9 protein-coding genes are annotated in these 12,129 nt (G+C 73.7%); 1 reads left to right on the forward strand and 8 read right to left on the reverse strand.

All coding sequences use genetic code 11. The features are described 5' to 3' along the window. Window positions 1-23 precede the first annotated feature (23 nt). Genes BJK06_RS00295 through BJK06_RS00305 form a run of 3 tightly spaced genes read right to left on the reverse strand, consistent with a single transcriptional unit; the run spans window position 24 to window position 5,504 of the window. Window positions 24-1,517, reverse strand: a complete 1,494-nt coding sequence (locus BJK06_RS00295; protein WP_070416242.1) for an RsmB/NOP family class I SAM-dependent RNA methyltransferase — start codon at window positions 1,515-1,517, stop codon at window positions 24-26. Continuing rightward, on the reverse strand, window positions 1,514-2,449 hold the full coding sequence (gene fmt / locus BJK06_RS00300) for a methionyl-tRNA formyltransferase (protein WP_070416243.1): 936 nt from the start codon (window positions 2,447-2,449) through the stop codon (window positions 1,514-1,516). The genes BJK06_RS00295 and fmt overlap by 4 nt, the downstream gene beginning before the upstream one ends. A gap of 58 nt (window positions 2,450-2,507) precedes the next feature. Beyond that, on the reverse strand, window positions 2,508-5,504 hold the full coding sequence (locus tag BJK06_RS00305; RefSeq protein ID WP_070416244.1) for a DEAD/DEAH box helicase family protein: 2,997 nt from the start codon (window positions 5,502-5,504) through the stop codon (window positions 2,508-2,510). Between the two features lie 54 nt (window positions 5,505-5,558). On the opposite strand from BJK06_RS00305, the gene BJK06_RS00310 reads away from it, so the two are divergent. Beyond that, a complete protein-coding gene (locus BJK06_RS00310) occupies window positions 5,559-6,017 on the forward strand; it encodes a DUF4383 domain-containing protein (RefSeq protein ID WP_181015119.1) in 459 nt (152 codons plus the stop codon). Here the strand turns inward: BJK06_RS00310 and BJK06_RS00315 are convergent. The 5 genes from BJK06_RS00315 to rpoZ form a co-directional block, all read right to left on the reverse strand. Next, a complete protein-coding gene (locus BJK06_RS00315; RefSeq protein WP_070416245.1) occupies window positions 6,004-7,224 on the reverse strand; it encodes a glycine C-acetyltransferase in 1,221 nt (406 codons plus the stop codon). The genes BJK06_RS00310 and BJK06_RS00315 overlap by 14 nt on opposite strands. After that, the gene (gene tdh / locus BJK06_RS00320) at window positions 7,224-8,273 is read right to left on the reverse strand and encodes an L-threonine 3-dehydrogenase (RefSeq protein WP_070419059.1); all 1,050 of its coding nucleotides are present in this window, start codon (window positions 8,271-8,273) and stop codon (window positions 7,224-7,226) included. The genes BJK06_RS00315 and tdh overlap by 1 nt, the downstream gene beginning before the upstream one ends. 373 nt (window positions 8,274-8,646) lie before the next feature. After that, window positions 8,647-10,629, reverse strand: a complete 1,983-nt coding sequence (locus BJK06_RS00325; protein ID WP_070416246.1) for a hypothetical protein — start codon at window positions 10,627-10,629, stop codon at window positions 8,647-8,649. 9 nt (window positions 10,630-10,638) lie between these two features. Further along, entirely contained in the window at window positions 10,639-11,853 is a 1,215-nt protein-coding gene (metK, locus tag BJK06_RS00330) for a methionine adenosyltransferase (protein ID WP_070416247.1), read from the reverse strand. Between the two features lie 5 nt (window positions 11,854-11,858). After that, on the reverse strand, window positions 11,859-12,122 hold the full coding sequence (rpoZ, locus tag BJK06_RS00335; RefSeq protein WP_022906709.1) for a DNA-directed RNA polymerase subunit omega: 264 nt from the start codon (window positions 12,120-12,122) through the stop codon (window positions 11,859-11,861). Window positions 12,123-12,129: the final 7 nt, after the last annotated feature.

Below are 12,129 nucleotides of genomic sequence, written 5' to 3' on the forward strand. Positions count from 1 at the left end.
CGGCCTGCTGCTGGGCTCTCGTGCTACGCGACGCGCCGGAACAGCGCGATGAACATCGCGTCCGTCCCGATCCGGTGCGGCCAGAGCTGCACCGTGTTCCCGTCGGCCACCCGAGGGTCCCGCGCGGCCACGGACCGCACGACGGACGCGGTGTCGAGCTGCTCGAGCTCGCCACCGTGCCGCGCCATCAGGGCGTCGACCTGTCCTCGGGTCTCCGCCAGGTGCGGCGAGCACGTCACGTACGCGAGGGTCCCGCCCGGTGCGAGCACCCGCACGGCGGCGTCGAGCAGTTCGGCCTGCAGCGCGGCGAGCTCGGGGACGTCCTCGGGCTGCTTGCGCCACCGGGCCTCCGGACGACGCCGGAGCGCTCCGAGTCCGGTGCACGGCGCGTCGAGCAGGATCCGATCGAACGTCACCCCGGCGCCGTCGCGACCGAAGCGCCGACCGTCGCCCTCGACCACGGTCACGCCGTCGCCGGAGCCCGCGAGGGCCTTCCCCACGAGTCCGGCACGCGCCGGCACGAGTTCGTTCGCCACGAGGGTCGCCCCGCCCTGTGCGGCCTCGGCCGCGAGGAGCGCCGCCTTGCCACCGGGCCCGGCGCAGAGGTCGAGCCACCGCTCCCCCGGCCGGATCGCCGACGACCGACTGAGCGCCAGTGCGGCGAGCTGGGAGCCCTCGTCCTGCACGCGGAGCCGTCCGGCGGTGACGCCCGGCACGCGGGCGGGGTCGCCGGAGATCCCGCGGATGCCGACGGGCGAGACCGGCAAGTCCGCCTCGGGGTCCGTGAGCGGTTCGGGAGGCGCGACCTGCGTCTCGTCGTCGGCGTCCGTCTCGTGTTCGGTCGCGGTCGCGGCGTGGGCCCGCGCAGCGGCGACGTCCTCGTCGGTGGCCAGCCCGGGCAGCGCGGCGAGCTGCACCCGGGGCGCGGCGTTGTCGGCCGCCAGGAGCGCGGCGAGCTCGTCCCGCGAGCGTTCGGCAGCGAGGGCGTCCCGCAGCGCGGACACCACCCACGTGGGGTGCGACCACCGGGTGGCGAGCAGTGCGTCCCCACCACGGCCCGCGGTGATGAGCGCGTCCCACTCGTCGTCGGTGCGTGCGGCGACCTTGCGCAGCACGGCGTTGACGAAGCCGGTGGCGCGGCGGGCACCGACCTCGCGGGCGAGCTCGACCGTGGCGTCGACGGCGGCGTGCGTCGGGGTGCGCATCCCGAGCAGCTGGTGGGCGCCGAGCCGGAGGACGTCGAGCACGTCGGACTCGACGTTGTCGATGCGACGGCCGGAGGCGAGGGCGATGATCGCGTCGTACCGGCCGAGCATCCGGATCGACCCGTAGGTCAGCTCGGTGGCGAACCCGGCGTCGCGCGCGGAGAGCCCGGCGCGGCGGATCCGGGTCGGGAGCAGGAGGTTGGCGTAGGCGTCGTCGACCTGCACCGCCCGCAGCACGTCGAAGGCGACACGGCGGGCACTCGTCTGCCGCGGTCCGTGGTGCCGGCGCTGCCCGGTGCTCGCGGCGCTCACGCCAGGACCTTCCCGTCGAGGGAGCCGAGGCCCCGGGCCCAGGCGGCGGCGTCCATCGCCTTCTTGCCGGCGGGCTGCACCTCGGTGAGCACGAGCGGGTCGTCGGCGGTTCCGACGAGCAGCCGACCGCCCTGGACGCTGAGCGCACCGGGGGCGAGCGACGGGGCGGGGTCTGCTGCGCCTCCTGGCAGTCGGGTGCTGCGGAGCAGCTTGACGCGGGTCTCGCCGAGGTGGGCGTACGCGCCGGGCTCGGGCGTGACGCCGCGCAGGCGTGCGTGCACGACGGTGGCCGGTGCGGCGAAGTCGATGCGACCGTCGTCGATGGTCAGCTTCGGGGCGAGGGTGGGCTCGCCGGTCTGCTCCACGGCGACCGCGGTGCCCGCGGCGATGTCGTCGACGACGCGGACGACGGTCTCGGCGCCGGTCTCGGCCATCGCGGCGAGGACCTCGCCGGAGGTCGCCTCGGAGTCGATGTCGAACGGGTCGCTCGCGTAGACCGGACCGGCGTCGAGCGCCTCGACGAGCTGGAACACCGTCGCGGCGGTGCGGGTGTCGCCGGCCATCACCGCGCGCTGGACGGGGGCGGCGCCGCGGTACTGCGGCAGGTCCGAGAAGTGCAGGTTCACCCAGCCGAGCCGCGGGGCGTCGAGCGCCGGGCGTCGGAGCAGGGCGCCGTACGCGACGATGACGCCGAGGTCGACCCCGAGGTCGGCGATGCGGGCGGTGACCTCGTCGTCGACCCGGGACGCCTCGATCACCGGGAGGCCGAGCTCCTGTGCGACCTGGGCGACGGGGGTCGGGGTGAGGACGCGCTTCCGGCCCTGCGGGGTCGCCGGACGGGTGAGCACCGCGGCGATCTCGTGCTCGGACGCCGCGAGGCGGCGGAGGGTGGGGACGGCCGCAGCGGGGCTGCCGGCGACGACGAGACGCATGGGTTCGATCCTCCCATGTTCCCCACGTGCTCCGCGTCCGACGGCAGCTCCGATCGTGTCAGGACCACTGGTCGCGGAGCACCGGCGCGGCCGTGGCGGCACCCGACGTCCGGCGGGCACGGACCAGCAGCACGAGCGACTCCGGCGAGTCGATCTCGTGCAGGCGGCACGGACCGACCCGGCGGCTCCAGTCGGCGGCGAACGCCTCGGCATCGGCACGGCGACGTCCCACGGCCGCCGGCACGGCGAAGTACCGGTCGCCCGGGGTGACCGCACGGGCCACGGCCAGGGCCACGACGAGCAACGGCGCCCGCCGCACGGTCGCGCGCTCGGTGCGGCTGACCTGCAGCAGGAAGCGCGGGGTCCGCACCGGGCCGAAGAACTCGGCGAGCGCGCCGGTGACGACGCGGCGGTCCTCGGGGCGTGCGCCGAGCACCTCCATCGTGAAGCTCTGCGGCACCTTCCCCGCCATCTGCGCGGTGACGCGGACGTCCCCCTCGCCGAACGCCGGGACCCGACCGGCCCGGTGCAGCGCGTCGACGACGACCCGGACGGCTCTGCGGTAGGCGCCGACGGTGCTGAACCGCTGGCGGAGGGCGAGGCCGAGCTGTCGGGCGACGGGCCAGACGAGCAGGACGGCGAGACCGATGACGACGAGGAGCCCGAGCACGCCGGGCACCGAGCCGAGCCGCCAGAGGGCGACGATGCCCCGGGCGGACTCGGCGAGCAGCCAGAGGACCGCGCCGAGGACGACGGCGAGCACGAACTCCGCGGTCGGTCCGGTACGGAACGGCTGCGTGCGTGGTTCCTCGACGACGGTCGCCGTGCTCTCGCGGTCGGCGTAGGGCTCGCCGACGCGCCAGGCGGCCCAGCTGTCGGCCCGGGTGGGGAGTTCGGCGGCGATGGTCTCGTCGAGGGCCCGAACGGTCTGCCGCTGGTCCTTCGCAACGAGTCCGGCGAGCCGGCGGGCCTGTCCGTCGGTGAGCGCGATCGACGTGCCGCGGACCACCTGCGCAGAGTCCGAGCGGAGCAGTCCCCAGATCTGTTCGTGCTTCCGGCGCATCCGGGAGACGTCCGGGGCGGCGTCGAGCGGGACGTCGGCCGGGACGACGGCGGTGACGGTCCAGTTGTGGGCGACCTTGCGGGGCCACGCCGGGTCGAGGCGGAGCGTGCGACCGCGGAGCTGCTGGGTCGCCGACGAGGTCGCGACGGCGGTGAGGTCGATGAGCGTGTTCACGGCGGGGCAGTCCCAGCCCTCGCCGAGGAGGCCACGGGTACCGACGACGAGTCGGGTGGTGCCGTCCGTGAGCAGGGCGGAGACGGCGGCCAGCACGGCGGCCGATCCGGCACCGGGGGTCTCGACGCTGAGCACGTGCGGGTCGTCGGGCACCGGCTCCGTGCTGCAGGTCGTGCCGAGGCGCTGCTCGAGTGCGGGGAGCAGGACGTCGGCGTCCCGGGCGGCGATCCGGAGGTGGCGTGCGGTGACGAGCACGGGGCGCAGCGGCACGGGGTGGTCCTCCGTCGCGACCGTGGCGAAGGTCCGGAGTGCGCCCGCGGCGGGGACGGCGCTCCCCCGGGTGTTGCCGTGGGTGGCGTGGTCGGTCACCACGACGGCCCGGACCCGGTCGGCAGCGTCCTGGGAGAGTTCGAGGTGGAGCAGGTCGACGACGGCGCGGTCCTTCGCGGCGGAGGATGCGAGCACCGTGTCGATCGGGTCGCGGCTCCGTCGGACGCCGCGGTCGGTCAGGGTGAACCCGAAGTCCACGATCGAGCGCTTGATGCGCTGCCACTGCTCCGCGCGGTCGGGGTCGGGCAGCAGTCGGTCGAGGGCGTAGCGGGCGAGGACCCGGATCCGCCCCTCGGCGTCGGGGGCGCGTCGGACGTCGTCGGGCAGGAGCGCGAGCAGTGGGTGGTCGGGGCGGAACTCGGCGAGGGTGCGTGCGGCGGCCTCGGCGACGGGGAAGTCGGCGGCGAAGGCTGCGGCGAGTCGTTCCTCGGCGGTGGCGGGCCGTGTGCCGGGGTCCGGTCCGGGGACCGCGCCGGTGCTGGTCTCCGGTTGCAGCGTCGTCTCGAGCCAGTCGATCCCGTCGGGTTCGGCGAGCGAGCCGCGGATCAGCGCGGCGAGTCGGCGTTCGTGGTCGCGCAGGAAGGCGAGCTCGTCCGGGGTCGGCTCGACGAACCAGACGTGGTCGCGGTAGGGCGCGAGGTTGCCCTCCTTCACGACGGCGGGTGTCGGCACTTCGTGGTCGACGTCGCCGAGCAGTGCGGTGTAGGTGTCGTGGGCGTCGCGGTCGTCGGTGGACGGCAGGGTCGCGGTCAGGCCGATCACGACCGGTTCGCGGCCGGACGCGCGGATGCGGCCGATCAGGTAGGCGACCACCAGCGCCCAGTGGTCGAGGAGGTGGTGGCACTCGTCGAGGACGACGGTCTCGACGCCGTGTGCCACGAGCCGGTCGACGAGTGCGCGGGCGTTCGGGTGCAGGGCCTCGGCGAGGCGCTCGGGGTCCTCGCGCGCGAGCCGCTTCCGGATCGCGCGGGAACGGCGACGGACGCCCTTCCGGAACGCTGACGGGTTGCTGGTGCGGAGGTCGTCAATCCACCGTGCCGCGGCCGCGGTCTCCCGTCCCCCGTCGACGAGTTCGCGACGCCAGTCCGCGGTGGCGAGGTCGGTGAGCGGACTGCCGGTGTCGAGGACGGAGAGCATCTGGTAGGTCAGCGCGGTGAGGTCGCCGGGGCGGTCCGGGTCCTCGGACACCGTCGCGTCGCCGTGCAGGGCCGACGCGGATCGGGCCCACTGCGCGCGGATCGTCGCGGTCGGCGCGAGCACGAGGGCGCGCGCACCGTGGCGTCCGGCGAGGAGCAGCCCGAGCAGGGTCTTGCCGGCGCCCGGCGGCGCGACGACGTGGACGGGGTCGCCGGGTTCGACCGGCACCCGGTCGAGGACGTCGCGTTGGTACGTGCGCAGCGTGCCCTGGTAGCGCCAGCTGGCGAGCGGGAGCGTGCGGGCCCCCGGGCGGTCGTTCGTGCGGTCGTTCGTGCGTTCCCCCGTCGTCACCGTCCGAGTCTCCCACGGGTACCGTCGCCAGCAGCCGAACGAGGAGGTTCCACCATGTCCGACGTCACCACGTCCACCAACCGCTACGCGGGCTCGAGCATCCAGGCGATCGCACTCGTCGTCGGGGTCGTCTTCCTGCTCGTCGGGATCGCCGGGTTCGTCCCCGGGCTGACGACGGGCGACCTCGGCGGGGCGGGGCACGGCTCGATGGCGATGCTGCTCGGACTGTTCCAGGTGTCGGTGCTCCACAACGTCGTGCACCTGCTGTTCGGGGTCGTCGGACTGCTCGCGGCGCGGTACGCCACCGGGTCCCGCATGTACCTCGTGATCGGTGGCGTCGTCTACTTCGTGCTGTGGGTGTACGGGCTGTTCACCGCCGGACACGACTTCGGGGCGAACTTCGTGCCGCTGAACTGGGCGGACAACTGGCTGCACCTGGTGCTGGCGATCGGGATGGTGGCGCTCGGCGTGGTCTTCCCGCGCGAGCGCCACACCGCCGTCACCGCGGGCTGACCGCGTCGCCGACCGGACCCGCGGCCGCTCGCGCCGCGGCCGCTCGGGCCTCGGTGAAGGCCGTCACGCACCGCCGGACCTGCTCCTCGGTGTGCGCCGCCGAGAGCTGCACCCGGATCCGTGCCCGGCCCTTCGGGACCACCGGGTAGCTGAACGCCGTCACGTAGATCCCGCGCGCCTGCATCTCGTCGGCGATCCGTGCGGTCAGGGCCGCGTCGTGGAACATCACCGGGACGATCGGGTGCTCCCCCGGCAACAGCTCGAACCCGGCGTCGGTCATGAGCGACCGGAAGCGTGCTGCGTTCGCCCGCAGCCGCTCGCGCGCGTCGTCCGACCGCTCGATGAGGTCGAGCGCTGCGACCGTCCCCGCGGCGATCACCGGCGCGAGCGAGTTCGAGAACAGGTACGGACGGGACCGCTGCCGCAGCAGGTCGACGATCTCCCGCCGGCTGGCGACGTACCCGCCGCTCGCACCCCCGAGTGCCTTGCCGAACGTGCCCGTGTACACGTCGACCCGGTCCGCGACGCCGCACAGCTCGGGCGTCCCCCGGCCGTGCTCGCCGACGAACCCGACGGCGTGCGAATCGTCGACGATGACGAGGGCGTCGTACCGGTCCGCGAGGTCGCAGATCTCGGCGAGCGGCGCGATCGAGCCGTCCATCGAGAAGACGCCGTCGGTGACGATCGCGCGGAACCGGGCGTCCCCGGCGGCGACGAGCTGCGCCTCGAGGTCCTGCACGTCGCGGTTCCGGTACCGGTACCGCTGCGCCTTCGACAGCCGCACGCCGTCGATGATCGAGGCGTGGTTCAGCTCGTCCGAGATGATCGCGTCCTCCGGCCCGAGGAGCACCTCGAACAGGCCGCCGTTCGCGTCGAAGCACGACGAGTACAGGATCGTGGCCTCGGTGCCGAGGAACGCCGACACGCGACGCTCGAGGTCGAGGTGGAGGTCCTGCGTGCCGCAGATGAACCGGACGCTCGCCATGCCGTAGCCCCACCGGTCGAGGGCGTCCTTCGCCGCGTCGACGAGGTCGGTGGAGTCGGCCAGCCCGAGGTAGTTGTTCGCGCAGAAGTTCAGCAGCGGAGCACCGTCGGCCTTGATCGCCGCACGCTGCGGACCGGCGATGCCGCGCTCCCGCTTCGTGAGCCCGGCGGCCTCGATGCCCGCCAGCTCGGCCGTCAGGTGGTCCTTGATCGCGCCGTACATCAGATCTCCGTCCAGTCGATGACGACCTTGCCGCCGTCCGCGCTCGCCGCTGCGGCGAACGCTGCCTCCCAGTCACGCGCCGCGAAGCGCCCCGAGACGATCGAGGCGATGCGGTCGCGCAGCACCTCGCTCGTCTGCAGCATCGAGCTCATGGTCTGCCACGTCTCGAACATCTCGCGGCCGTAGATGCCCTTGACCGTGAGCATGTGCGTCACGACCTTGCCCCAGTCGACCGCGATCTCGCCGGTCGGCAGTCCGAGCATGGCGATCCGCCCGCCGTGGTTCATGTTGTCGACCATCGCCGGGAGGGCGGTCGGGGCGCCGGACATCTCGAAGCCGACGTCGAACCCCTCGCGCATGCCGAGCTGCTCCTGCGCCGCACGGATCGGGTCACCGGCGGCACCGACGTCGACGCCGAGGTCGGCGCCCATCGCCTCGGCCATCCGCAGTCGGTTCGCGCTGACGTCCGTGCCGACCACGAACCGGGCACCGGCGTGCCGAGCGACCGCGATCGCCATGAGGCCGATCGGCCCGCACCCGGTGACGAGCACGTCCTCGCCGACGACGGGGGACGCGAGCGCCGTGTGGACCGCGTTGCCGAGCGGGTCGAACAGGGCGCCGACCTCGGGGTCGACGTCGGCGTGGTGCACCCACACGTTCGCGCCGGGCAGCGTCAGGTACTCCGCGAAGGCGCCGTCCCGCTGCACGCCGAGGCCCTTCGTGCGGATGCACATCTGGCGTCGGCCAGCCCGGCAGTTCCGGCACGTGCCGCACACGATGTGGCCCTCGCCGGAGACCCGGTCCCCGACCGCGACGTCACGCACGGCGGAGCCGACCTCGACCACCTCGCCGAAGAACTCGTGTCCGGGGACCAGCGGGGCCGTGACCGCCGAGGCCGCCCAGTCGTCCCACCGCCGGATGTGCAGGTCGGTCCCGCAGATCCCGGTGCGGAGGACCCGGATGAGGACCTCGTCCTCCGTCGGGACCGGTACCGGCCGCTCGGTCATGATCAGTCCCGGAGCTGCGTCCGGCTTGTACAGCGCCCTCATCGGCGTCATCCGCGTCACCTCGTCGTGCGTGATGTGTGTCGTCGGCGGCTCGTGACCGCCGTCGTCCACCCTGGCACAGGTCGCGCGAGTGGGCCGCGCATGTCGCATGCACGGCGTGGGTCCGGGCGCGCGGGGCGGCCGGTGCGTGCGCATGCGTCGACAGAACACCCGTCGATCGACGGGCGGAACGTCGGAACATGCGCGCGCAGACGGTGCGTGCGCATGTGGCGACAGAACACGCGTCGATCGACGGGCGGAACGTCGGAACATGCGCGCGCGGGCAACGCGCGGCACGCGACAGGCGCCCTGGAGGCACGGCGCACGACCGGCCCGACGGCCCGCGCCCGGCAGCGCGCGGCAGCGCGCGGCCGGGTCAGACCTCGCTGAAGGGCTCCGCGTCGTCGAGCCGCACCCGGAGCGCCGGCGCCGCCCGACGTCGGTTCCCCCCGGGCAGCACCCGCCGCGTGGACGCACGCCGGATCACCTCGGCCTTGAGGGTCGCCGCCACCTCGGCACCGTGCGCGTACGGGAAGCGCACGATCGCACGGACGGTTCCCGGGAGTGCGTCGTCCTCGACGGGTACCGGACCGAGCACGGGGCCGACCGTGAGACCGTCGAGCGCCTCGACCGCGGCCGTCACCGCCTCGTCCGTGCCCGTCAGCGTCGCGACCCGCACGGCCGGTGGGAAGTGCAGCTCACGGCGGTCGGCGAGCTCGTCGTGCGCCGGACCGTCGAGCCGCCACAGCGCCATGGCCGTCGCGAGCTTCCCGCCGATGCCCACGAGGTACGCCTCGGCGCCCGGGGCTCCCTTGGTGGCGGCGTTCGTCCAGAAGCGCAGCACGTCCTCCTGCACGCGGAGCCCCTCGCGCGCGAGCATCCGCTCCCCGTCGAGCAGGAGTACGCACGCGTACCCGCCCGGGACGCTCGGCTCGGCACCGCGCGTCGCGACCACGACCGAGGGGCGCGCCGGGACCTCGTCGAGCGGACGGGAGCCGTCGGCGACCACGATGCGGGTGCCCGGGAACGCCCGGCCGAGCTCGTCAGCGGTGCGCTGCGCCCCCTGCCCGACCGGCTTCACCGTGCCGTTGCCGCACGTCGGGCAGCGGAACCCGACCGCCAGCGCGCCGCAGAACCGGCACTGCGGCGTCGCACCCCGGTGCGGGCTGCCGAGCGGACCGCCGCAGATCCGACAGTGCGCGCGCTCACCGCACTCGGCGCAGACGAGTCCGGTGCCGAACCCCGGACTGGCGACCTGCACGAGGACGGCTCCGTGCTGGCTGGCCTCGCGCGCGGCACGCCACGCCGAGCTCGGGATGCGGGCCTGTGCCGCGTACCCCTCGGCACCGGTCTGCTGGACGGTCGGGATGACCTTGGGTGTCTTCGCCCGGTACGGCGTGACCTCCTGCAGCCAGTGCAGCTCGACGAGCCGTTGCACGTCGGTGCTCCGGGCGTGCGACAGGAACAGCAGCGCGGCCCCGGACTGCGCGGCCCGGACGAGGGCGACGTCCCGGGTGTGCACGTACGGGGCACGTGGCTCGATGAACGAGGCGTCCCCGTCGTCCCACATGGCGATCAGTCCGAGCTCGGTCGCCGGCGCGTACACCGCCGTGCGGTTGCCGATCGCGACGACCGCGTGGGTCCTCGCCTGCAGCAGGGCCTTCGCCCGCTGCCCGTTCGTCTGCTTGGCGTCGAACCGGACGACCCGTTCCGGCGGCAGCACCGCGAGGAGTGCACGCTCGAGGTCGGTGACGTCGCGGAAGTCCGGCACCGCGATCACGGCCGACTGCTCCGCGGCGACCGTGTGCGCGGCCGCCTGGGCGAGCGTGGCGGCCCATCCGGGGACCCAGACCGGCGCGTCGGCGGCACCGAGCGCTGTCGGGTGGGGGACGGCGGCGACCGCAGCGCGACCGTGGTCGGCGACCAGCGCCTCCAGGACGCCGTCGGCGTAGCCGGTGACGGGCGGCGGCTCGACTGTCGGCGGCGACCACGCGGTGTCGCGGGCCAGCCAGGCCTTCTCGGCACGGACCTGGCGCGTCGGCACGGCGAGCCGGAGCACGTCGGACGCCACCCCCGCGGCACGGTCGGCCACGGCGCGCGCGAGCGACCAGATCTCCGGCGCGAGGACCGGCACCGGGGAGACGACCGTCTCGATGGCACTGAGCTCGCCCGGGTACTCACCCTCGGTGACGATCTCGACCACGTAGGCGTCGGACATGCGCGCACCGGTGCGGAGCGGCACCTTGACACGCACCCCCGGCACGCAGTCGTCCTCGAGCCCGTCCGGCACCCGGTAGTCGAACAGACGGTCCAACTGCGGGAGCGGCGAGTCGAGGACGACGCGCGCGACGGTGGTCACGCCGAGGCCTCAGACGGCAGCGGCGACGAGTCCTGCGGCGGCGCGGAGTTCCTCGACGCGGTCGAGCTGCTCCCAGGTGAACCCGGGGAGCTCGCGGCCGAAGTGCCCGTACGTCGCGGTCTTCGCGTAGATCGGACGGAGCAGGTCGAGGTCGCGGATGATCGCGGCCGGCCGGAGGTCGAAGACCTGCAGGATCGCGGCCTCGATCGTGGCGTCGTCGACGTGTCCGGTGCCGAACGACTCGACGTAGAGCCCGACGGGCTTCGCGCGGCCGATCGCGTAGGCGACCTGCACCTCGAGCCGGTCGGCGAGGCCCGCGGCGACCGCGTTCTTCGCGACCCAGCGCAGCGCGTAGGCGGCCGAGCGGTCGACCTTCGAGGGGTCCTTGCCGCTGAAGGCGCCGCCACCGTGGCGGGAGGCACCGCCGTAGGTGTCGACGATGACCTTGCGTCCGGTGAGGCCGGCGTCGCCCTGGGGGCCGCCGATCTCGAACCGGCCGGTCGGGTTCACGATGACGTCGACGTGCGACGAGTCGAGGTCGACCTGGGCGAGCACCGGACGGATCACGTGCTCGGTCACCGCGGCGGTGAGCTCGTCGAGCGTGACGGACGGCGAGTGCTGCGTGGAGAGCACGACGGTCTCGACGGTCTTCGGCACCACGCCGTCATACCCGACCGTGACCTGGGTCTTGCCGTCGGGACGCAGGAACGACAGCTCGCCGGACTTGCGGACCGCGGCCAGCCGCTCGGCCAGGCGGTGCGCCAGCCAGATCGCGACCGGCATGTACTCGGGGGTCTCGTTCGTCGCGAAGCCGAACATGATCCCCTGGTCGCCGGCGCCCTGGCGGTCGAGCGGGTCCACGCCGGCGCCGGAGCGCGCGTCGAGGGACTCGTCGACACCCTGGGCGATGTCGGGAGACTGCGCACCGATCGAGACCTCGACGCCGCAGGTGTGGCCGTCGAAGGAGACCTCGGACGAGTTGTAGCCGATGCCCGTGATGACGTCACGGACGAGCTTCGGGATCTCGACGTAGCCCGAGGTCGTGACCTCGCCGGCGACGTGCACGAGTCCGGTGGTGACCATCGTCTCCACCGCGACGCGTGCGTGCGGGTCGACGGTCAACAGCGCGTCGAGGATCGTGTCCGAGATCTGGTCGCAGATCTTGTCGGGGTGCCCCTCCGTCACCGACTCGGACGTGAAGAGGCGCAGGCTGCTGCTGGTCACCGCGGTCAGTCGGTGGGCTGCTGCTGCTTGGTGACGGTGAGCTTGTCCTCGTTGATCTCGTGCAGTGCGACGGACAGCGGCTTGTCGTCGATCGTCGAGTCGACCAGCGGGCCGACGTTGTCGAACAGCGAACCCTCGTGCAGGTCGGCGTAGTAGTCGTTGATCTGTCGCGCGCGCTTCGAGGCGAAGATGACGAGCGCGTACTTCGACTCCACCTTGGCGAGCAGGTCGTCGATGGGCGGGTCGATGATGCCCTGGGGGTTGGCCATGGTGTCT

Origin of the sequence: Curtobacterium sp. BH-2-1-1 (genome assembly GCF_001806325.1) — a bacterium.
In the GTDB taxonomy this organism is placed as follows: Bacteria; Actinomycetota; Actinomycetes; order Actinomycetales; family Microbacteriaceae; genus Curtobacterium.

Bases quoted from the DNA above. Each gene is read 5' to 3' on its own strand.
- fmt (WP_070416243.1), bottom strand. From the start codon at position 2,449: ATGCGTCTCGTCGTCGCCGGCAGCCCCGCTGCGGCCGTCCCCACCCTC.
- BJK06_RS00310 (WP_181015119.1), top strand. From the start codon at position 5,559: ATGTCCGACGTCACCACGTCCACCAACCGCTACGCGGGCTCGAGCATC.
- BJK06_RS00315 (WP_070416245.1), bottom strand. From the start codon at position 7,224: ATGTACGGCGCGATCAAGGACCACCTGACGGCCGAGCTGGCGGGCATC.
- tdh (WP_070419059.1), bottom strand. From the start codon at position 8,273: ATGAGGGCGCTGTACAAGCCGGACGCAGCTCCGGGACTGATCATGACC.
- rpoZ (WP_022906709.1), bottom strand. From the start codon at position 12,122: ATGGCCAACCCCCAGGGCATCATCGACCCGCCCATCGACGACCTGCTC.